26 protein-coding genes are annotated in these 21,839 nt (G+C 48.1%); 19 read left to right on the top strand and 7 right to left on the bottom strand.

The window, feature by feature from the left end; all coding sequences use genetic code 11:
* Positions 1-96 precede the first annotated feature (96 nt).
* From KNO86_RS05590 to KNO86_RS05580, 3 genes are all read left to right on the top strand, one after another.
* Positions 97-501 (top strand): ester cyclase, encoded by a 405-nt coding sequence (locus KNO86_RS05590; protein ID WP_214693801.1) that lies wholly within the window; start codon positions 97-99, stop codon positions 499-501.
* Between the two features lie 120 nt (positions 502-621).
* Positions 622-1,155 carry a GNAT family N-acetyltransferase gene (locus KNO86_RS05585; RefSeq protein ID WP_214693799.1) on the top strand — a complete coding sequence of 178 codons (534 nt, stop codon included), beginning with the start codon at positions 622-624 and terminating at the stop codon, positions 1,153-1,155.
* 10 nt (positions 1,156-1,165) lie between these two features.
* Positions 1,166-1,780, top strand: coding sequence for a hypothetical protein (locus KNO86_RS05580; RefSeq protein ID WP_214693797.1), 615 nt, complete (start codon positions 1,166-1,168; stop codon positions 1,778-1,780).
* Between the two features lie 44 nt (positions 1,781-1,824).
* Here KNO86_RS05580 and KNO86_RS14765 read toward each other — a convergent pair whose 3' ends face one another.
* The 3 genes from KNO86_RS14765 to KNO86_RS05565 form a co-directional block, all read right to left on the bottom strand.
* Positions 1,825-2,493, bottom strand: a complete 669-nt coding sequence (locus KNO86_RS14765) for an excalibur calcium-binding domain-containing protein (RefSeq protein WP_285800660.1) — start codon at positions 2,491-2,493, stop codon at positions 1,825-1,827.
* 494 nt (positions 2,494-2,987) lie between these two features.
* Positions 2,988-3,659, bottom strand: a complete 672-nt coding sequence (locus KNO86_RS05570; protein WP_214693793.1) for an AAA family ATPase — start codon at positions 3,657-3,659, stop codon at positions 2,988-2,990.
* Positions 3,660-3,762: 103 nt separating this feature from the next.
* Positions 3,763-4,707 carry a DUF5692 family protein gene (locus KNO86_RS05565; protein WP_214693791.1) on the bottom strand — a complete coding sequence of 315 codons (945 nt, stop codon included), beginning with the start codon at positions 4,705-4,707 and terminating at the stop codon, positions 3,763-3,765.
* A gap of 201 nt (positions 4,708-4,908) precedes the next feature.
* On the opposite strand from KNO86_RS05565, the gene KNO86_RS05560 reads away from it, so the two are divergent.
* The 11 genes from KNO86_RS05560 (at position 4,909) to KNO86_RS05510 (ending at position 12,652) form a co-directional block, all read left to right on the top strand.
* Positions 4,909-5,523 (top strand): TetR/AcrR family transcriptional regulator, encoded by a 615-nt coding sequence (locus KNO86_RS05560; RefSeq protein WP_214693789.1) that lies wholly within the window; start codon positions 4,909-4,911, stop codon positions 5,521-5,523.
* 84 nt (positions 5,524-5,607) lie between these two features.
* A complete protein-coding gene (locus tag KNO86_RS05555; RefSeq protein ID WP_483297458.1) occupies positions 5,608-6,600 on the top strand; it encodes a tRNA dihydrouridine synthase in 993 nt (330 codons plus the stop codon).
* Positions 6,601-6,665: 65 nt separating this feature from the next.
* The gene (locus KNO86_RS05550; protein ID WP_214693786.1) at positions 6,666-7,298 is read left to right on the top strand and encodes a GNAT family N-acetyltransferase; all 633 of its coding nucleotides are present in this window, start codon (positions 6,666-6,668) and stop codon (positions 7,296-7,298) included.
* Between the two features lie 221 nt (positions 7,299-7,519).
* Positions 7,520-7,690: a hypothetical protein gene (locus KNO86_RS05545; protein WP_214693784.1), complete on the top strand. Its 171-nt coding sequence runs from the start codon at positions 7,520-7,522 to the stop codon at positions 7,688-7,690.
* Between the two features lie 74 nt (positions 7,691-7,764).
* Positions 7,765-8,415, top strand: coding sequence for an SIMPL domain-containing protein (locus KNO86_RS05540; protein ID WP_214693782.1), 651 nt, complete (start codon positions 7,765-7,767; stop codon positions 8,413-8,415).
* Positions 8,416-8,423: 8 nt separating this feature from the next.
* Positions 8,424-8,852 carry a hypothetical protein gene (locus KNO86_RS05535; RefSeq protein ID WP_251126897.1) on the top strand — a complete coding sequence of 143 codons (429 nt, stop codon included), beginning with the start codon at positions 8,424-8,426 and terminating at the stop codon, positions 8,850-8,852.
* Between the two features lie 55 nt (positions 8,853-8,907).
* Positions 8,908-9,375: a flavodoxin family protein gene (locus KNO86_RS05530; protein ID WP_214693771.1), complete on the top strand. Its 468-nt coding sequence runs from the start codon at positions 8,908-8,910 to the stop codon at positions 9,373-9,375.
* Between the two features lie 114 nt (positions 9,376-9,489).
* The gene (locus KNO86_RS05525) at positions 9,490-9,888 is read left to right on the top strand and encodes a hypothetical protein (RefSeq protein WP_214693770.1); all 399 of its coding nucleotides are present in this window, start codon (positions 9,490-9,492) and stop codon (positions 9,886-9,888) included.
* Positions 9,889-9,974: 86 nt separating this feature from the next.
* Positions 9,975-11,087 (top strand): M14 family metallopeptidase, encoded by a 1,113-nt coding sequence (locus KNO86_RS05520; RefSeq protein WP_214693768.1) that lies wholly within the window; start codon positions 9,975-9,977, stop codon positions 11,085-11,087.
* Between the two features lie 75 nt (positions 11,088-11,162).
* Positions 11,163-11,966, top strand: a complete 804-nt coding sequence (locus KNO86_RS05515; protein WP_214693759.1) for an alpha/beta fold hydrolase — start codon at positions 11,163-11,165, stop codon at positions 11,964-11,966.
* Positions 11,967-12,223: 257 nt separating this feature from the next.
* Positions 12,224-12,652 carry a CBS domain-containing protein gene (locus KNO86_RS05510; protein ID WP_074033810.1) on the top strand — a complete coding sequence of 143 codons (429 nt, stop codon included), beginning with the start codon at positions 12,224-12,226 and terminating at the stop codon, positions 12,650-12,652.
* A 37-nt stretch (positions 12,653-12,689) separates the two neighbouring features.
* Here the strand turns inward: KNO86_RS05510 and KNO86_RS05505 are convergent, their stop codons facing one another.
* From KNO86_RS05505 to KNO86_RS05495, 3 genes are all read right to left on the bottom strand, one after another.
* Positions 12,690-13,799 (bottom strand): low temperature requirement protein A, encoded by a 1,110-nt coding sequence (locus KNO86_RS05505; protein ID WP_214693757.1) that lies wholly within the window; start codon positions 13,797-13,799, stop codon positions 12,690-12,692.
* Between the two features lie 84 nt (positions 13,800-13,883).
* Positions 13,884-14,831 carry a TIGR03571 family LLM class oxidoreductase gene (locus KNO86_RS05500; protein WP_214693755.1) on the bottom strand — a complete coding sequence of 316 codons (948 nt, stop codon included), beginning with the start codon at positions 14,829-14,831 and terminating at the stop codon, positions 13,884-13,886.
* A gap of 10 nt (positions 14,832-14,841) precedes the next feature.
* Positions 14,842-16,044, bottom strand: coding sequence for an MFS transporter (locus KNO86_RS05495; protein ID WP_214693748.1), 1,203 nt, complete (start codon positions 16,042-16,044; stop codon positions 14,842-14,844).
* Positions 16,045-16,309: 265 nt separating this feature from the next.
* Here KNO86_RS05495 and KNO86_RS05490 point away from each other — a divergent pair, with 265 nt between their 5' ends.
* The 4 genes from KNO86_RS05490 (at position 16,310) to KNO86_RS05475 (ending at position 19,315) form a co-directional block, all read left to right on the top strand.
* Positions 16,310-16,636, top strand: a complete 327-nt coding sequence (locus KNO86_RS05490) for a winged helix-turn-helix transcriptional regulator (RefSeq protein ID WP_012727011.1) — start codon at positions 16,310-16,312, stop codon at positions 16,634-16,636.
* Between the two features lie 82 nt (positions 16,637-16,718).
* Positions 16,719-17,222, top strand: a complete 504-nt coding sequence (locus tag KNO86_RS05485) for a cupin domain-containing protein (RefSeq protein ID WP_214693746.1) — start codon at positions 16,719-16,721, stop codon at positions 17,220-17,222.
* Complete coding sequence (locus KNO86_RS05480) at positions 17,219-18,112, top strand: aldo/keto reductase (RefSeq protein ID WP_285800659.1); 894 nt, start codon at positions 17,219-17,221, stop codon at positions 18,110-18,112. The genes KNO86_RS05485 and KNO86_RS05480 overlap by 4 nt, the downstream gene beginning before the upstream one ends.
* Before the next feature lie 135 nt (positions 18,113-18,247).
* Positions 18,248-19,315 carry a DUF389 domain-containing protein gene (locus tag KNO86_RS05475; RefSeq protein ID WP_214693744.1) on the top strand — a complete coding sequence of 356 codons (1,068 nt, stop codon included), beginning with the start codon at positions 18,248-18,250 and terminating at the stop codon, positions 19,313-19,315.
* A gap of 31 nt (positions 19,316-19,346) precedes the next feature.
* Here the strand turns inward: KNO86_RS05475 and KNO86_RS05470 are convergent, their stop codons facing one another.
* Positions 19,347-21,041 (bottom strand): M3 family oligoendopeptidase, encoded by a 1,695-nt coding sequence (locus tag KNO86_RS05470; protein WP_214693742.1) that lies wholly within the window; start codon positions 21,039-21,041, stop codon positions 19,347-19,349.
* A 208-nt stretch (positions 21,042-21,249) separates the two neighbouring features.
* Here KNO86_RS05470 and KNO86_RS05465 point away from each other — a divergent pair, with 208 nt between their 5' ends.
* Positions 21,250-21,750 (top strand): PTS sugar transporter subunit IIA, encoded by a 501-nt coding sequence (locus KNO86_RS05465; RefSeq protein ID WP_012727005.1) that lies wholly within the window; start codon positions 21,250-21,252, stop codon positions 21,748-21,750.
* Positions 21,751-21,839: the final 89 nt, after the last annotated feature.

Genomic DNA, 21,839 nt, shown 5'->3' with positions numbered 1-21,839 from the left:
GCAACGAATCATCACATGCGCCTTTGGACGAACTTGTGTCACAATGAACCATCCCAGTCATTCGAGTTAACCATTTGACCTGAAGGAGGCGAACGGATGAATCGAGAGGAACAGATTCGTTTTGCGGCGTATCAAGTGATCGAGCTCGGAAAAATGCAAGTCGTCCCCGAAGTGTTCGCTACAGAATATGTCGCGCATGCAGGGGAACGGACGTATCAAGGACATGCATTCATTCGACGTTTCTCCAAACAGATGAAGACGGCGATTCCTGACGTCAAGGTGAAGAAAATTGAGGTACTCGTTCAGACGGAGAATACCGTCTCGTGGCAACGAACGCTGATCGGGACACATCGAGAAAACATGATGGGCATTCCTGCGAGCGGAAAACAGGTCGAATGGGTGGACATGGTCGTTTCCCGTTTCCAGGAGGGATTGATTGTTGAGGAATGGGTCGTCTCTGAACTGATGGGTGAGTTATTGGTGAAGCAACCTAAACAATGATGACGTAGGGGGAAAGTACTTATGCATGAGCATAAGTGCTTTTTTTAGTTACTAAAGAAACAAAGAGTATGTCTGATATGATGAATGTATGATCGAAAAACATATAGTCGGGGGAATGACATGAATATTCAACAGATGATGGAGTTCGAGATTGGGGAGGCGCTCGATAAACAGTTGACCGAGTTACTTGTGAAATCTTTTGAGCCACTTTATCCGAATCGCCGCTATTTCAAGCAACTGCCGCATCTTCGATTAATTGCATATGAAGACGAACAAATCATCGGACAAGTCGGTTTAGACTTTCGCATGATGAATATGAAGGGGAAACCGATTCACGTGCTCGGCATCATCGATTTATGCGTGAGGGAAGAAGCGCGTGGACGTGGGGTCGGACGGGAGCTAATGGAAAAAATCATTGCGCTTGGAGAAGAGTACTCAATCGACTTTCTCTTATTATTCGCAGACCGACCAGACCTTTACGAACGGGTCGGGTTTCATACAGTATCGAATACATGCACATGGCTTCAAATTGATGATGAGAATCAAACGACACGTGGGATTGGGGAAGCACGTTTTGAAGAATTAATGATTCGTCAGGCGGGAGACAAACGATGGACCGATGGAAAGCTCGATTTGCTCGGATACTTATACTAGGAGGGTCTAGATGAACCGTGAACAAGTGACAGACATGTATGAGATGTATGCACAAAAAATTGGTAATCGGAAACAAGTGTACGAAACGATTGCAAGCACCTTCGACGTGAAGCGGGCGCTTTATCCTGGAAGTCACGTCGATATCGCACCATCCCTTGTCGTCCCTCACGTCATCTATGTGGACAGTTTCAAAGGGACGATTCGGTTCTTCAAGTACCTCGAAAAGGTACAGGAATTGATTGATGAACGAAAAGAATATGATGAGCCGTGTACGATTGAATTCTTTGGTCAGGACTATATGCAGCCGCTCGACATCGAACCCGTCGATTTGATCATCTCGCAATATGCTGGATTTGTCGGTCAGGCGACGAAGGACTATTTGAAGCCGGGCGGCATCTTGCTCTGTAACGATAGTCACGGAGACGCGACGCTGGCACGATTTGATGAGGGGTTCGAATTGATTGCGGTCATGGGAAATGCGAATGAACTCGTTCAGGCGGGGCTCGACGAGTATTTCCAATTGCCGAAAGGGAAAGACGTCGATATCGCAGAAGTGAAGAAGACGATGAAAGGTCCTCGATATACGAAACAAGTGGAGAATTATGTGTTTCAGAAACGATTGTAAAAGGAGTGAATCCGAGACGGTCCACTCCTTTTGTAAAAAATTAATCACTCACATGCCCAGCCGTCGTTGTCACGATCCATCTTAGATTGATAGGCTGGATGATCGGAAGACACACCACCTGGGTAGGTTCCGCGTAAGTCTGTACAGTTTTGGAAATACTCAGAGGGTTGTGACGTTTGGGTATTCGATTCGGTCGATTTCGAAGCTTGCGCTTGTTGTTCAAGTTCCTGTTTTATTTTTGCGATGGCCGCTGCCGACTTTTCTTGCTCTTCTTTTCGTACCGAAGCAACTTCCTCCTCTAATTGTTGAGCAGCTTCTTCTTTTACGCGTTTCAACTCACTTTCGAACTCTTCACGTAATTTTGTTTCGGCTTCTGCTAGTTTCTGATTCGTTGATTCTTTAGCGTCCGTTAGTTGTTGACGTAAGTCTTCGTTTTCAGACAAATAGGAATCCAATTGATCTTGTAATTTTTCCTTCTCAGAATTGGCGGAACTCAATTTCTCCTCTACAATCGATAAATCTTGTTCGTACTCTTCAACTGGAATCGACTCTTCAAAACTACAAGACGCTAATAGAAGAACGGAAGAAAGGACTGAGAAAATGATGAAGAATCGAGAAGGAAATCGTGGCTGTTGACCGTAATTTTTCAGTAGAAAAGTAATCACAATAAGTAAAACCATTAGAAATAGCCCTATCACCCAAATAATTTCCATACTATATCCTCCTTTCATCTGCGATATCCAATACGACCCACTTATTTATATTTATTTTACCAGTTTTTCATTTTGTAAACGGAATGAACGATGTATGTTTTCAATTGATTATCGTTTTTTCAATTCATTGCTGATTATGGGATGTACATAAGGAAGGTGAGAAGTGAAATATCACGAAGAAGGTAAATATACAAAGGAGGAATTTGATGAAACAATATACGATTCGAAACCGAAACGTCCCGATTTCCCTGCATGACGCTGTCATCACGGAAGCGACCGTAACTGGTTCGATGATACGTCTCGTATTTGCAGATGGAATCCGTGATTTGTTCAAGAAAGAAGCGGTATGGACAGGATGTGCCACCGTGACGATTCCGAACGTAGATCGAGATTCTTCTTCCGTTACACGATTTGGTGAAACGACCTATTCGATGTGTCCAATCGAGCAACTCAGTCAGTTCGTCAAAAACGGACGGTTCGAGATTGTCGATGAGTTATATGGTTACCGCCAGCTGTTGTTCCGCTGCATGTGGTTGACCGATACGACATGTGAGACGGTGGAGTTGAATCTCTCCCATGCAAGCGAGCTTGTTATCCAATGGGAAGACGAACCCGTGGAAGAAATGTATGAATCTGAAGCATTTTGAAGAAAGCGTAAGTCCTACATGCTGAGCGACTGCTCTCGCGACATTTTGCTTTGATTGATAATCCGTTACAATCTTTTCTGCATGGATGTCAGATTCGAATGCGGACTGGCAACGGTCGATTTGAGATTTCCCCCAAGAGCTGAACCACTCGAACCGTTTATTCAATCGCTTCACGAGTGTCCGTCGATTCGCTTCGAGAATGATATGTCGTACATCGACGCCTTCCCGTTGAAGTCGTCCGATGATTTCATCTACATACGTTGCGTCAACGAGTGTCATCGGAACGAGGATGACTCCATCAAAGGATGTGGCAATCTTCAACAACATCTGATAGTTGAACTCACGCCATTCCGGGTGATGTTGAAAATCAGATTGCTGAAGGCTCTCCGGTAATTGATTCCGAATGAAAAACCCAGCCTGCTCCGGGTCATAGAGAAACGCGTTCGGCAATTGTTTCTCAAGTATCTTGGCACAGGTTGTCTTGCCCGAACCGAATGCGCCGTTGATCCACAAAATCATTGTCATCATCCTTTCGTGTTTATATTCTATACGATTACAATGGAGTCCTATAAAAAACACCCCATAGTAACGGAATTTGAATTCCATCTACTATGGGGTATTGTCATGCTGTCTTTGGATTAGGCGATTCTGTTTCACGTAACGCATCGACTCGTTTGTATTCTTCGGTATCGGTCCACAGCTCGTCTTTCAACGGGTTGAGACGTTGTTTCATAATACGTGACACCTGCATGACGGCGAGCACGACGTTGAGGACAAGACTGATAAGTGCGAGTGTCCAGTTCGCTGCTGGATTATACGAGACACTCACGTTGACCGTACTGCCGACCGCAAAAAAATAAGGGAAGGTCATGACCCACATCATCCAAATCGATAGTGTCTGGGCACGGTTTTGCATCCATGTCCCTTTCGCCCAAAGAAGAGCAGGAATCGTTGCGGCAATGTTCAAGGCAAAGCCGGAATAGAATGCATTGCCCGGTGCACAAGAGTAGACGTAAGAGATGTTCCAAATGCCATAGGCGATGATCCACAGTTTCGTCTGGTCCGGCCAAATCATATCGACTCGCTTACCGGACGTCGCGAAGATACCGAACCATCCGCAAATCGTGAGGATGTTCAAAATCCCGGCGAAGGCGTTGATATAGTTCCAACCACCGGAGATGTAAGTCATTCCATCGACGACTCCATCAAATCCCATGAAGCCGACTTGAAACTCCCGAATGACGGCCTCCATGATATTGATGGCAAGAATAGCCGGGACGAGTACTAAATACCAAGGATGTTTCTTATGGTAGTTTGTGAAGCGGATGACCATGTAGATGAGTGCGCCGGCGAGTGCCGAGTACACCTTCACCCAGTGGAACCATGATGTAATTTCGGAATCGACGACAAACAACCAGATCGGGGTCAACGCAATCGGTAACGCCATGAACATGAGTTGACTCGCCCGTTTTCCAGAGCGGACGAACTCGTTCAAACCCATTAAAAGACCAAGTACGACGAACCACATGATGACGTTATACCAAGGAATCGACTCGAAGAAAAACATAAAGCAACACTCCTTTCAAAAATGAAATGACCAGAAATAAATGCAATGACTAAACATACCGAACGTTCGTTATGTTTATGTGAAAAGTGTAACAATATATTGAAATCGCTGTCAATGTGAGTTGGTAGCTCACAGGGAAGTGTCGAAAGTTCGCCACATCATTATGATATAATGAGCGATGAGAACAGAGGAGGGTGCTAGATGATGATGAACGAAGGGAAGTTAAAAATCTTACAAGCCGCGCGTGAAATCATCGTCGAACAAGGCATCAAAGGCACGACGCTTCGAGGAATCGCAGAGCGAGCCGGATTCAGTACGGGCGCGATTTATCATTACTATACGTCAAAAGAGGCGATTCTATATGACGTAATGGACGAAGGACTCGGAGAGATCAAACGAATCGAGAGTGTCTCTCATGACGATCAGAAAGAAGCGACGGTGATCATCCAAGAAATTTACGAAGGCATGCAGGAGCGCCTTCAAAAAGATGCGGAGAGCCGACTCCAGTTTTATCTCGCCCATGAAGCGATGATTGGGAATGAGGACATTCAACAGAAATTCAAAGAGAAGTATGAAGACTGGATCACACGAATTGAGGCGATTTTTGTACGAGCGTATGATGTCGAACAAGGACCGATGACTCGGGCGGTCGCCACGTGGACGATGGCCGGAATTGATGGAATGGTCCTCCAGACGCTACTCCGGACGGGAACGATCGAACCGGAATACACGAATCGTGTGCTTCATTATTTGTTGACCGAAGGATTCCCACACTTTTTTCAGCTCATTCGTTCGAAAGAAACGAATCATGAGTAATGTCAGTTGATACAATCCGACAGACATAATAGAATAGATGAGTGATTTTGTTGGACTGTATGGATGAAAGGAACTGATTTTACGATGAAAGAAAACTTTTGGCGCGACCTTCCGCGTCCATTCTTTATACTTGCCCCGATGGAAGATGTGACCGATGTCGTCTTCCGTCATGTCGTCGCTCATGCGGGACGCCCGGACGTCTTCTTCACAGAATTTGCGAACTCGGACAGTTATTGCCATCCTGAAGGGAAAGGTAGCCTTCGTGGTCGTTTGACATTCACGGAAGACGAGCAGCCGATGGTCGCCCACATCTGGGGAGACAATCCGGAGTATTTCCGTCAGATGAGTATCGGGATGGCCGAGATGGGCTATAAAGGACTCGACATCAACATGGGTTGCCCAGTCCCAAACGTTGCAAAACGTGGGAAAGGGAGCGGACTCATTCTCCGTCCGGAAGTCGCGGCTGAGCTCATTCAAGCGGCGAAAGCCGGCGGCATCCCGGTCAGTGTCAAGACGCGTCTCGGTTTCGCGAAGCTCGACGAGTGGCGCGACTGGTTGACGCATCTCTTGAAACAAGACATCGCCAACTTGTCGATTCACTTGCGCACGCGCAACGAGATGAGTAAAGTCGACGCGCACTGGGAGATGATCCCGGATATCGTGAAGTTGCGTGACGAGATTGCACCGGATACGCTCATCACCATCAACGGAGATATCCTCGACCGTCAAATGGGACTCGAGCTCGTTGAGAAGTACGGGGTCGATGGTGTCATGATTGGTCGCGGGATTTTCAAGAACCCGTTCGCATTCGAGAAAGAGCCACGCGAACACTCGATGGAAGAACATCTCGATCTATTGCGTTTGCAACTGGACCTTCAAGACAAATTCCAAGAAGACGTGCCACGTTCAATCTCGAACTTGCACCGTTTCTTCAAGATTTATGTCAAAGGATTCCGCGGGGCGAGCGAGCTCCGTCATAACTTGATGGAAACGAAATCGACGGACGAGGTACGAGCGTTGCTTGATGCCTTCGTCGAGAAATATCATAAAGAAGAGGCAGCGCTGGCTGCTGAATAAACGATGAGGTTCAGCGAGAGCTGAACCTTTTTTGTATACTGAATTGAGAAAGGGTGAGAAACATGATGAATATTCGCAAAGAAAGAGTGGAAGATGAGCGTCGCGTCGAAGAAATTGCGCGGGAAGCGTTTTGGAACTTATATTTCCCGGGATGTCATGAGCATTATGCAATCCATCAACTTCGAAAACATGAAGATTACTTGCCTGAATTGTCATGGGTCATCGAGGTAGACGGGGAACTTGCTGGCGGAATCTTTTACTCGAAGTCGAAAATTGTAGATGGAGAGAAGTCGATGGATACCATCACGTTCGGTCCAGTTTTCATCGATCCGGAGTATCATCGACAAGGCGTGGGCAGACATCTCATCACGCATTCGATCGAGCATGCGAAATCGCTTGGTTACCGTGCAATCCTGACACTCGGGTATCCATATCATTATGAACCATATGGTTTCGTAGGTGGAAAACGGTACGGTATTGCGATGCCGGACGGACAATATTATAAAGGGCTGCTCGTATTACCTTTATATGAAGGGGCGCTAGATGGGGTTCAAGGTGTCGCCGTATTTACCGAGGGCTTAGATGTAGAAGAAGCTGAGGTAGAGGCATTCGACGCTACGTTTCCGAAGAAGAAAAAAGAAGTGCTACCAAGTCAACGCGAGTATGAGCTTGCTTCAACTGAACTCGACGAATCATAAAGTAATGCCAAAGAAATGATTCTTTGGCATTTTCTCTTGTTTCTTACCTAAATAAAGGATATTTTGGATATATCGGCTGTTACTACATATTAGGAAATATGTGACAAGGTTGTTTAAAAGAAAAGTAGTGAACTCACTTTGACATAAAGAATTAATGGTTAGTAGATGTAGATGGAAGAGATGAAGTCGTCAGATTGAGCGGATTGGTAAGGAGGGGCAAGATGGATTCACGAGAATGGAAGGACTGTATCATTTGTTTTGGATTGATTGCGGGGACAACACTCGGTGTAATCCTCTCGTTTTTCTTCGATATACAGCTGACATACGGCATCGCGAGCGGAGCAATGGTTGGCTATATCGGAGGGCTTGCCGTATCGATTTGGAATAAATGACAATTTTATACAAAAGGACTATGTGGCAGGATTACCGAAAATCTGTGTAATACACTATGGAGGAGCGGATCAATATGGAACGTACGATTACCGTAAAAGGAACAGGAAATGTCTCGTCTCGACCAGATTTGATTGTGATTCATATGGACCTCGTCACAAAAGCACCACGATATGAAGAGACGATGACTGATGCAGCAAACGCCGTGGCGCAGCTTCAAAAGGCCATCGTGCGCGCAGGATTTGAAAAGAAGGACCTGAAGACGAGTGATTTTTCGATCGATACGGAGTATGAACGATATCAAGATAAACATAACAATTATCGGTCGCGCTTTGTCGGTTATGTCTGCAAACAGAAGACGAGACTCGAGTTTCCGCTAGATACGTCCAAACTGTCTGATGCCATCGAACAAATCAGTCAATCCCGGGCGAATCCAGTGCTATCGATTCGCTTCACGATGAAAGACCCGAACGCGATTGAAGATCAGCTGTTAGTGAACGCTGCGGAAAATGCGAAAAAACGAGCGGAACTTCTCGCAAATGGAGCAGGCGCAACGTTAGGAGACTTGCTTCAGATTGACTACACGTGGGGAGAGATTCACGTATTCTCACCAACGAGCGTCCTCTATAGTCAGGACGTCGTCTATTCCGAATCACGGATGCCAGAAATCGAACCGGATGACATTGATGTGAGCGATACGGCGACGTTCGTCTGGAGTCTCAAATGAGGCGATTTATGATCCTGACTCTTTTCGCTATATCGATTGCGCTTCCCGTATCCGCTCTTTCCTGGGCATATACATTTGTCGTGTTCGACCGAAATGCATATGAAGTGCTTGATACGATAATAGATGAGGATTCGCTCGGTGACGTGATTGGTGAAGTGGAAACAACGGTCAACGATGAGACGGGACGTTACTACGGGAATGCATCGAACGGCTATCCAATTGGGACCGCTTACCGTGAAGTCGTCGGGGAGCCCGTTGAAGACGTCATTGCGGTCGAGGACGGCTCGGAATGGAAGCGGGCGGAATACCGATTTGAAGCACCCTATCACACGCGCGACTTTGTCACGTTCTTCGGCTATATCTTGCTCGTGCTCGGCATTGTTATGGTAAGTTGGACACTCTTCAAGCGAAGTTCACTGTACAAAAAAGAAGCATGAACGAACGTTGGAATGGGAAGGGGATAAAGAGACGTTCGGCAAAGGGGGATTCATCATGAATATTTTGATTATTTTTGATTCGTTGTATGGTCATACAGAAAAGATTGCCCATGCGATGCAGGAAGAACTTTCGAAAGAGCATGAGGCGCGCATGGAACATGTGTTGAATATCGGCCTCGGTGACTTGGCGCATGTCGACCTTGTCATCATCGGTTCACCGACACATGGGGGTTATGAGACGGAGGACATTAAAGTGTTTCTAGACGGAATCTCGGACAATGCGCTTCGCGGGAAGCGGACGGCTGCGTTTGATACGAGTGTCGTCAAAGAAAAACAGAATCCGATTCTCGGTAAAATCATCGACTGGTTCGGTCATGCGGTCAATCGCGTCGAAGGGGAAATGGTTGAAAAAGGCGCGACGAACGTTCAAAAAGAATCGTTCTTGGTTGATGGGGAGACGGAGATGCTGAAAGAAGGCGAGCTCGAACGTGCAAAAGCATGGGCACGGGAGTTGGTCGGATAATACGTGAAACGCATTCTGAAATGAGGATGCGTTTTTTTAATAGAAGCGGAAGAGAAGGCTGAAAAAGCGGGTAAATACTTAGTATTCAACTCTTTAGAAAGGGAGCTGGTTGTGATGAGAAAAATGGAACGTGATGTCTTCGTCGGATGGATGGTCGTCTTGCTCATTATATTGGTGCACTTCCTCATCACTGTCTCTCTCGGAAACTCATACTTTGCCGAGTCCTCCCTCAATCGCATGTTGTGGCTCTCGAGTTTCCCAGCATTTCTGATTGCTTTCGTTGCAGCCTTTTTCCAAAAAACGAATACGATTCTCCTAGCGGTTCGCCGTGGATTGTTGTGGACCGTCGAGTTGATGGTCGCGTTCACGGTCCTCGCCTGGGTGTTCCGTTCGTTTGAAGGATTGTATGCGAACGCGGGTCTCTATTGGTTATTCGGTGCCGTCTTGATTGGTCCAATCTTCTACGTGATGGCATTCCGACGTCAACATACGAAACGGATCCGAACGCCTTGACTCGAAACGTCTCCTCTTTCAGGAGGCGTTTTTAGATTGCCGTAGGATGGGAATGGAGTAGAGAGAAAAGATTGGAGGAGAGTGCGATGAGCCAGTATTTTTCATCATCTTACGAAGAGTCGCGTGAGAAGTTCATCAACTTGTTGTCGGAGGTGAAACGATATTATCCGAAAGCAGAGCTGTTGACGCATTCGATTGGGGACGAAAGCATCGACATCATCTTAGGAGAACCGAAACGAGATCGAAAAGCGATGCTTCTCATGACCATCGGAGAACACGGGATCGAAGGATATGCAGGTGCCGCGGTGACGCATCAATTTGTTCACACACAATTGCCACAACTGCGACATGAAACGACAGGCCTTTGTCTCATCCATGCCGTCAATCCGTGGGGAATGAAACATTTCCGCCGGGTCAACGAGCATAATGTCGATTTGAACCGGAACTATGTGATCGACCGTGAATCTGTCCCATATAACGTGAACCGTGAATATGAACTGATGCGCCATCTCTTCGTACCGGACGGAGTGATTGACGACTACCATGAGGCGCGTGAACAGATTTATTCGTTCCTCGGCTCTGGGATTAAACTCGACGGATTCAAAGCGATGAGTGGAGCGAAAGGGATGGGACAGTACCAATTCCCGAAAGGTGTGTACTATGGGGGAGAAGAAGACGAACCGTCAGCCATCTTCTTGAAAGGCATTCAACATGATTTACTGGAACGCTACGAGAAAGTGGTTCATCTCGATTGGCATACCGCACTCGGTCCGACAAACGAAGTGACGATGGTCATCAGTAAGCGAGACGGTCGCACCGAAGACGAGTTGAAACAGGCGTACGGTCTCGACAACGCGAAAGTGTATGACCCAGATGAAGTGCTCGGGGACTCGACGAACCACTTCTACTATGTACGCGACACGGAGTATCCGGACAAAGGGCTCGTCTCTGCTCTCTTTGAGTTCGGTACGTTCGGAACGTCGACGAAAGCCTCCATCCGCGAGTTTTTGACGATCATTTTAGAGAATCGTCTGTATTTTGAAGGGACGAAAGATCCCGAAGCGCGTAACGGGATTCAAAACGAGTTCATGGCGATGTTTTATCCAGACGACCCGTCTTGGCGGGAAGCGGTGTTACGAGAAGGGGCGAAAGCCATCGAAGGGTACTTAAAAGGAGAATCGCTCTGGCGTGACACATGAGAAGGTTTTTAAGGGTTGGAAACGGGAACAAGTAGGTTGTGAGTATTTACAATCAATTAAAAATGTGGAGGTTGGATGATGGGATATATTACAGCACATGACGGGACAAACTTATATGTGGAGGATGTCGGTTCTGGGGAGCCGATTGTCTTCTTACACGGTTGGCCGGCGAACAACAACATGTTCGAGTATCAGAAGAACGCGCTCATCGAAGCAGGCTATCGCTATATCGGGATCGACTTTAGAGGGTACGGCAAATCTGATGCGCCAGCGACGGGGTATGACTATGAGACGATGGCATCCGACGTGCATATGGTCGTCTACGGCCTTGGTTTGAAAGACTTCACACTCGTCGGATTCTCGATGGGTGGCGCGATTGCTGTTCGTTACGCGGCCGACTATAAAGAGGATGGTCTGAAAAAGTTAGTGTTGGCGGGAGCAGCGGCACCGATTTTCACACAACGTTCAGACTATCCGTACGGGATGACGATGGATGAAGTTGACGCGTTGATTGACGATACACGAGCCGATCGACCGAAGATGCTCGAAGGATTCGGGGAAATCTTCTTCGAAAAAGAACATTCGAAACCGATGCAAAATTGGTTCCACCATCTTGCGCTCGTTGCTTCGAGTCACGGAACGATTGCCTCGGTAAAAGCGCTCCGAGACGAAGATTTGCGTGACGCCTTGCCGAAGATTGACGTAGAGACGTTAATCATTCACGGCGTACATGACAAAATCTGTCCGTTTGAGTTTGCCGAACAGATGGAAGAGGGTATTTCAAACGCACGGATTGAACGTTTTGAAGAGAGTGGGCACGGTACGGTACTCGATGAACGAGAGAAATTTAACGATACACTGTTGCAGTTTGTTCAATAACCTTTGGCCTCCTCATGGGGGCCTTTTGTGTGTCTGGACGGATAAGAACCAACTAAAACGGGTATAAATCAATTGGAGTTCCCTTCCAAATCTTTTGAAGCACCGAAACATCGCTGTGACAAGAATCACGATGTTTTTTTGTGTCGTTTAGGAGAAAGGGGATGATTAAAGAGAATAGGAACATGGATTTAGTTCAACCTGTCCTACCATTCATGGTACAATAACGGGGTGGATTAACAGATTGAGGAGAGATTTAAATGAACATCGCTTTCTTTTTATATCCGAAAGAAGACGTCAAATATTTGGACCCCGAATCAACGGTACGACAAGCACTTGAAAAGATGAAACATCATCGATTCACGTCTGTTCCACTCGTTTCGGAAAACGGATTTTACGCCGGGACGATGACAGAGGGGGATTTACTCTGGGCACTCGCAGAACAGCTTCGCGGGGAAGAAGACTATGAAAAAGTGCTCCGGACACGTCTAAAGGACATCAAGCAACGCGTTCGCTATAAGCCGGTATCCATTACGGCCCAAATCGAAGAACTTGTCGATGCGATCACGGATCAAAACTTCGTGCCGGTCGTCGATGACGGCAAATACTTCATCGGCATCATCCGACGCCGTGACATCATCGAGTATTACTCGTCAAAGTTGAAACAACTGGAGAATGAAGTCCGATAACGAACAAGCCAGAACCGAATCCCGGTTCTGGTTTGTTTTACGTTTCTTTCTGCTTTGTTTTCAAGAACGGAAGTGGGGCAATCATTGCGATAAAATAAATCAAGGTTATCACGAGTAAGAGTAGGGTTGCCGGTAAATAGGGTGCGATGAGTGGGATGACGAGTAGGACCGCGAGAACCGCAAGTCGCTTCCAAGACACCTTGAAGAATAGACGATTGAAGTAAATGACACCATATCCAAACAAGACGATGGCGACATACAACGTAATCCGGTGTGCCAAATCGAGTGTCTGCATCGGATCGTGCACGAGGGCGATCTTGACGACAGCGAGTAAGATGATGCCAAGGAACATGGAGAGGTGCGACCAATAGAATCCGGCCTTGGCTGTCTGATCTCGTTTATCCGTATGCATGTCTTGAAAACGATTCTCCCTTGCTTCATCGTCCTTCACGTAGGAGTACCAGAGCAGAACGGTCAGCATAAGGGCAAGAATCATTGTCAGAACGACATCCGAGGTTAAATCCTCATCAATCGCAGCGCGACCGGTCGATGCAATCGTTTCGCCAAGGGCGATGACGAGAATCAAGTAATGACGCTCAAGGAAGTGCCAGGAGGACACTTCGAACTGCCCTCTGTTTTTCTGTACAAGAGGACCTAATACAGCGACAATCGCGACAATTCCCCATACAATCAGGCGTACGTTCCCCTCAAACAGCGAAGCGACGAGGATGATGATGCTAAAGGAGACGTTGTACGGTACGATGGCAAGCATCGCCTTTTTCGTATCCTCATTACTGTGCAACAAGAATAGCGTCGAATGCACGGCGACAATCACTAAAAAGCCAAGCCCGAAAATGAAGCCATCTTGATCATATGCTTTTGGGATGGCGACGGAAATGAGCATAAAGCCAATCATCCCGAGCGTCATGAAGATTTGATGGTTCCTTCTTGTCAGTTTGGTCGTATTCGTCAACCAAATATATCCCTCGAAGATGTACCAAATGAGAGCCATGAGGACGAGAACTTCTAAAAACGTATGAACACTCAAATGATGTTCGAGTTTCAATGTGAGTTGGATGAACGTAAATACAAATACCAAGTCAAAAAACAGTTCAATCTTTTCTACCTTTTCATGATGAGAGGGCATGAGAGGACTCCTTTTCATAGATTCATTTGTATTTACCCGTCCATTTCTCAAAAAACCCTTCATTTCGAAAATGAAGGGCAAACCTCAAACAAGTGGTGGGAAATGCGGCAACACATACTCTCCTAATTCATCGATGACTTCTTCAGCCAGACGTTCTCCGTCGAAGAGGGCGAAGAAGAGGTGATTCACGCCGATAGCACGATACGCTTCGAGCAATTTGACTAAGTGGTTGCGACCTAGACGGAAACCGAGGCGAATCGGCGTCGGTAGCTCATCTGGGTCATGCGTCAAGTCAAGATGCATCGGCATCGAGAAGGGACGAAAAGCACGACCGTGCGCCTCACCGCTTTCACGCCAAGCGTCAAGCGCTTGTTTTTGTGCGAAAGGTGCCTGCGGATAGTACATCCATCCATCCCCGTTCGCCCCGAGCCAGTCCATATCCTGTTGCGCGAAGCCGGTGATCATTGTCGGGATCCGTTTCTTCGGACGTGGTACGAGCGTTGCCTGTTCAACTTCCCCGTAAGGTGAGTCAATCGTTGGGTAGTTGTAATAGAGTGCCTGCTCCATGACGCGAAGCGATTCTTTGAACTGGTCGCCGCGTGTCGGATGATCGACTCCGAGTCCTTTGAAGTCGGCACGACGGTCGCCTGACGAGATTCCGAGAATCAATCGTTCCGGGAATAACGCTTCAATCGTCGCGACTTCCTTCGCTGAACGAAGCGGATGTCGGAGTGGTAAGACGAGTGCGGACGTACCGAGCGCGATGTTTTTCGTTTGACCGAGTAAATGTGTCCCGTAGATCAACATGTCATAAATCTGACCGACGGCGGGGTCTAAAAAGTTCGGGTCTTTTAATAGAACATCCCGTAACCAGAGCGCTGTGAAGCCGTAGTCGTCTGCTTTTTGAGCGAGTTCGACTTGACGTTCGAGTGTCGGGGTACGCATTTTAAAATTTTCTAAAGGGATGTGGAGGCCGAGCGTAAGCTCGCCCTCCCGATACATCCGGTTGTAGCTTTTATGATTGTTGAACATAAGCTCCTCCTTAGTTTGCTTCCAAACGACGAGAGATGGCTGTCAAGATGACGGCGATGATGACCATGATCCCACCGACCCACGGTGTGTGGACGAGTCCGATTGAATCGGCGACGAGTCCGCCGATTGTCGCACCGAGGGCGATCCCGATGTTGAAGGCCGCGATGTTGAGTGCGGATGCGACATCGACAGCAGCCGGTACATATTTTTCAGCCAATTGCACGATATACAGTTGAAGTCCAGGCACGTTCATGAAGGCGAGAAGTCCCATCAAAACGATGGCAATGAGACCTGCCACTTTGAACGGAATCATGAACGACATGAGGATCATGACCGCTGCGTGAACGATGAACATATAGAACAATGCTTTCGCCGGGTTTTCGTTGGCGAGTTTTCCGCCGACCGCGTTCCCGATGGCGACTGCGATTCCGTAAACGAGTAAGACGACGCTGATCAAGCTCGGGCTGATTTTTGTCACGTCTTGCATGATTGGTGTCAAGTACGTAAACGCGACGAACGTTCCGCCGTAACCGAGTGCTGTGATCAAGAATCCGAGCATGAGACGACCCTTCGTGAGCAGTTTCTTCATATCTGAGAATTTCGCCGGTGGCGACTGTTTCAAATCTTTCGGAATCAAGAAGAAGCTGGCGATGATTGAAACGACACCAAGTGCTGCGACAGCAAAGAATGTGGCACGCCATCCGAAGGCTTGACCGATGAAGGTACCGAGTGGGACACCTGTAACGGTAGCGACAGTTAAACCTGTGAACATGAGTGCAATGGCACTCGCTTTTTTATGCGGTGGTACGAGTTGTACGGCGATGGTTGCTCCGATTGAGAAGAAGACACCATGCGAGAACGCGGTGATAAATCGGGCGACGATCAAGAGTTCAAAGCTGGTCGACATGGCAGAGACCAAGTTTCCGCCGATAAAGACGACCATCAGTGCCATGAGTAACGTCTTGCGGTTCATTCGGTTCGTCAGTGCCGTTAAAATCGGTGCACCGACGGCGACGCCAATGGCATATCCCGAAATAATGAGACCCGCGAGTGTGATCCCGATGTTTAAGTCACTTGCGATGGATGCGAGCAATCCGACAGGGACGAACTCGGTCGTCCCGATGCCGAAAGCGCTAATGGCAAGGGCGAGTAACGCCAATCCTCCATTTTTAGGTGCCTGTTCTTCAACAGGTTGTGAAATAGGTTGATTCATGAGTAGTTCCTCCTAGTTGATGAAAAAATGGTGTGGAAGACGAGGGCCCTTCGTCTCCCGATAGCAAAGACATCTCACTTTCCTCTATTTGTTCAGTACGGTCGAAAAAGTACCTTACCGTCTCAAGAGGGTTCTACGAGCGAAATGAACTTGTATTGATTTGCTATAGTCGTTATCATAAGGGCATGAAAACTGTTTGAGAAGTACGTACTTTAAAGTGCGGTAGGCACCAAAAAGTGCCTATAGGAGAAATGGAGGAAATGATATGCCATATAATATTCCGGTCGAAGCGACGCTTGACGTCATCGGTGGTAAATGGAAAGTCGTCATCATGTGTCACTTGATCAAAGGAGAGCGTCGGACGAGTGAGCTGCGTAAACTCATGCCGAACATCACCCAGAAGATGCTCACTCAACAATTGCGTGAACTAGAAGCGGACGGAGTTGTCGTGCGTACGGTGTACGAGCAAGTTCCACCGAAAGTCATCTACTCGCTCTCAGAGTATGGATGGTCACTTAAACCGATCTTAGACGCCATGTGCGCCTGGGGAGAGTGCCATATCGACCAGTCTGGAGAAGAGGTCATCTCATAATATTCACGGTCGTCCATAGAGGGCGACCGTTTTTTGTGTGGGGAAGTCGGGTACAGGGACAGAGACAAGGAGGGTTTTTAGAATGGACTTGAAAACTTTTTTGTTTACAGATGACGGCTCGATCCCGAATCATCCCGATTATCCGGCGCTTCTTTATCGTGGTGTCTTTGATGACCCGAGTGGGATGCAAGAAACGTTCGCTCATAATGAGTGGACGAACAGTTGGGTGAACGGGGTGTTCGATTATCATCACTATCACAGCAACACGCATGAAGTGTTGGGCGTATTAAACGGCGAGGCGACCCTTCAACTCGGAGGGACGAACGGTGATCTCGTACGCGTCAGTGCAGGGGATGTCCTCGTCTTGCCGGCGGGAACAGGACATCGGCGCATCGAGGCGAGCGCAGATTTTCAAGTCGTCGGGGCATATCCGGACGGTCGTGACTATGACACGTTGACTGGAAAGACGGAAGAACGTCCGGAAAACGTAAAGCGAATCGAACAAGTCGAGAAACCGACATACGATCCCGTCTTCGGGACGACGGGACCGTTACATGAGGCATGGACAAAGGAGGAAACGATATGAATCAACGACTACCACATTCTTTATTACTCGCGGCATTGAAACAAAACGTCGTCGAATTGAAAGACGGACGGGAGATGCGCGCACTCGGGCAAGGAACGTGGCGTATGGGGGAAGAAGAATCAAAGCATGACGCTGAGGTGGAAGCGCTTCGGACAGGACTCGACTGTGGACTTCATGTCATCGATACAGCTGAGATGTACGGGGAAGGGGAGTCGGAAAAGTTGGTTGGCGAAGCCATTCAAGACCGACGCGAAGACGTTTTCCTCGTCTCGAAAGTGTACCCATACAATGCGTACGGCGACAAACTCGTCAAAGCGTGCGACGCGTCACTCGAACGACTCGGAACAGACTATCTCGATCTTTACTTACTCCATTGGCGAGGGGATGCCCCGCTCGAGGAGACGATTCAAGGAATGGAGCAGCTCAAGGCAGACGGCAAGATTCGGGCATGGGGTGTCTCGAACTTCGATGTCGAGGATATGAAAGAGTTGCTTTCTCTGCCTAACGGAGACAACTGCGCGGTCAACCAAGTGCTCTACCATCTTGGCAGTCGAGGGATCGAGTATGACCTGCTCCCTTATTTGAAAGAACAAGGCATCCCGGTTATGGCGTACGCACCGCTTGCCGAGGGAAGTGACGTGAAAAAAGATGTCTTTGAAAACGAGACGGTCAATCAAATCGCGGAGGCGTATAGTGCCTCGGTCGCGCAAATCTTACTCGCCTGGACGATTCGGAGCGGACACGTCATCGCCATTCCGAAAGCGGGGCAGGCCGAGCACGTCGAGGAGAATGCGGCGGCCCCCTTGCTCGATTTGAGTGAAGAAGATTTCGAGGCGCTCGATGAAGCATTCCCACCACCGACGACGAAACAACCGTTAGATGTCATTTGATGATGTGAACTGGACCAATCAAAGGTCCAGTTTTTCTTTTGCTGAAATCGATTGTCTTTTTCGAGTTGCGGGTAAATAAAGGAAGGACTTGCTTCTGTGGATGACATCGATACGACAAAGGAGCTGAAAATCAGAATGGAACAGACGTACACCGCCGAAGAATTCAAAGACAAGATGTACACGAATTTAAAGGTACGGCCGAGTGATTCCGTCATTTTGATGTGTTCGATCTTCATCGCTTCAATTGGACTGAATATGAACTCTATTCCCATCATTATCGGGGCGATGTTAATTTCGCCACTGATGACACCGATTTTAAGTATCGGTCTCGCCTTGTCGCTTTATGACATGAAATTACTGCGTGCAGGCGTACGTCTGCTTCTCGTCCAAGTCGCGGTCAGTCTCACCGTCGCGACCATCTATTTCGCTATCTCCCCAATCACCTATGCGAGTAATGAAATCATCGCTCGGACCGAACCGACGATTTGGGATGTCATCATCGCCTTCGCCGGGGGGACCGCTGGGATCATCGGGGCACAAAAGAAAATGAGTAACAACATTGTTCCGGGTGTCGCCATCGCGACCGCCTTGATGCCACCGTTATGTACGGTCGGTTATTCGATTGCAACACGCAATCTCGACTACTTAATCGGATCGAGCTATTTGTTCGTCATCAACTGTGCATTCATCGCCATCGCCACGTTCATCGGGGTCAAATTCATGGGCATCTCACAAGTGTTGACGAAACAGGATGCGAACCATAAAAAAATCAATCGACTTCTCATCGGTTTATCTGTCCTGATCGTCGTTCCGAGTATCTTTTCGGCCGCGACGCTCGTTCAAGACAGCATCGTCCGGACGGGAATCAATAACTTCATCGAAGAAGAATTCTCAGATGCCATTATTATCAGTCAGGACTATCAAGAGGATGACAATCTTCTTCTCGTGACGACGACAGGGAAACGGTTGACCGAAGAAGAACTTGCCGACATCGAATCGCGGTTGCCGGACTACGGGCTTCGTACCATCGAACTCTCGGTGACGCAAGTCCCGGACTTGAACGGATTGTCCGGGGAGAAGGTAGCTGAACTGCTTCAAAAATATTTGGAAAGTCGCCTCCAACAGTTCAACCTGTTCGACAGCCGTCAGATTGATTTAGAAGACTTGCCGTTTGAACTGCAGAACGAAATCAATCCAAACTAAAAGACCATCGATTTTTCGATGGTCTTTCTTGTTAGTTCGCGAGCGGATGTTTCAAGAGATAGTCTTCGATTTGATCGATTGTTTCTTTCAACACGCCGTCTGCGAATGGCGATTTGAGACCCGCGAGTTCGACGAGTTCGAGGAACGAGCGGCTTCCGCCGGCCTGACAAAGCGTGAGATAATCGCTCCATGCCGCTTCACGGTCTTCATGCATGCGTACCCAGAACTGGAACGCACACACTTGCGCGAGCGTGTAGTCGATATAATAGAACGGACTTTGGAAGATATGCCCTTGTTGGTGCCACCATGCACCTGATTCGAGATAGTCGTTCGTCTCGTAGTCACGATGCGGAAGGTACACTTTCTCCAAGTCGCGCCATGCTTGACGACGCTCGGCGGCTGTCATGTCCGGATTGCGGTACACGACGTGTTGGAACTCATCGACGAGCACGCCGTACGGAAGGAACGTCATGCTGCCAGCCAAGTGGTTGAACTTGTACTTGTCGACTTGGTCGCCGAAGAAGAGCTCCATCCATGGCCAACAGAAGAACTCCATCGACATCGAATGGATTTCGCACGCCTCATATGTCGGGAAGGCGTATTCTGGAGTCGTCAAATGACGGCTCTCGTACACTTGGAAGGCGTGACCGACTTCGTGTGTGAGGACGTCGATGTCTCCGGCTGTCCCATTGAAGTTCGAGAAGATGAACGGGAGACCTTCAGAAGGCAAGTACGTGCAATATCCGCCGCCAGCTTTACCTGGTTTCGCCGTCAAATCGAGGGCGCCGCGTTCTTGCATGTATTGGAAGAACTCGTCTGTCTCGTTCGAGAGTTCCTGGTACATCTTGTTGCCGCCTTCGATGATGAACGACTCATCCCCTTGAGGTGTCGCGTTACCGTCCGGGAAGACGAATGACTCGTCGTAATAGTAGAGATGATCGACACCGATGCGTTTCGCCTGCTTCTCTTTTAACGCAGAAGCGAGCGGGACGATGACGTCGCGGACTTGTTTGCGGAAGTTGTCGACCATCGACTCGTCATATCCAACGCGTTGCATGCGGGCATAACCGAGTTCAACGAAAGACGGGAAGCCGAGTGCATGGGCAATCTCTGTCCGAACCCGTACGAGTTCCCCGTAAATCCGGTCGAGCTCGTCACCGTTGTCAGAAAGGTATGTATAGCGGGCGACGGATGCGGCTTTACGGACATCGCGGTCAGGTGACTGAAGGTATGGACCGAACTGTGACAAGTTGAGTGTCTTGCCGTCAAATTCAATCTGTGCCGCCGACATGACCTTTTGATAAGCCGTCGCGAGGCGGTTCTCTTCCTGCAATTTCGGGATGAGCGACTCCTCGAACGTCTCGAGTGCACGCTCGGCGAGAGAGAACAACTGGCTACCCCATTCCGCTTCGAGTTCCGAACGAAGCTCGTGGTTCGTCAAGACGCGGTAGTATGCTTGAATCTCTTTCTCATAGACCGGTAGTGCATCGTCGAAGAAAGATTGTTCTTCCTCATAAAAAGCGTCGCGTGTGTCGACCGAGTGTCGGATCGCGACGAGTTGACTTTGTGTCTCAAAGTCGTTCCGTTCCTTGTTGATTTGACGAATGAGTTCATTCGCTTCCTCAAGTGTGCTCGCTTGCTGTAATTCGGCAGAATAATCCGACAATCTGCTGTTCAAAGCGTCCAAATCGGGCCGTTCATATGACAATTTTGTGAAAGTCGTCATTGTAAGCGCCTCCATCGTGTGAAATTTTTATAAAGTGTAAAAAGGGCTTGCAAAAGCGATTGCACACTCGTATTCTTACGATGTGTAAAACGATTTCGCACTACCTTATATCTACTATACCGTTAATAAGGTAGGGATTGAAGTTTTAGCTTTTCGGGTATAAAAGGGAAGACTTCGATTCAATAGAACATGTTGGAGGGATTAAGCTATGGGATTCTTTAAAAAACTATTTGGTGGTAAAGAAGAACAACTCAACGCGGTTTCACCGCTTACAGGAAAGGTCGTCGACATCACGAACGTACCGGACCAAGTATTCTCACAAAAAATGATGGGTGACGGAATTGCAATCGAGCCGACTGAAGGCAAAGTCGTTTCACCAGTTAGCGGAACAATCGCAACGGTATTCCCGACGAAACACGCGATCGGTATCAACGCGGACAACGGTGCAGAGTACTTGATCCACATCGGTTTGGATACGGTCAACCTTAAAGGTGAAGGCTTCGAGACACACGTCACAGAAGGTCAGTCTGTCAAAGCAGGCGACCCGCTCGTCACGTTCGACCTCGACTTCATCAAAGCGAACGCTCCATCTACAATCACTCCGATCATCATCACGAACCATGACAGCTTCGGCGTGAACAAACTTGTCGCAGAAGGCGACACGGTGACAGCTGGATCTTCAGAAGTCGTCGAATTGACGAAGAAATAAGAGAACGATTCATGACTCGGGAGCCTACGCTTCCGAGTATTTTTTTGTGAATTCGGGAATTATAATGAAGAGAGGGAAGGGGGAAATGA

Source organism: Exiguobacterium sp. s160 (genome assembly GCF_018617575.1).
GTDB lineage: Bacteria > Bacillota > Bacilli > Exiguobacteriales > Exiguobacteriaceae > Exiguobacterium > Exiguobacterium aestuarii_A.
The sequence above is the reverse complement of the archived record's forward strand: the minus strand, read 5'-3'. Positions and strand labels throughout refer to the sequence as shown.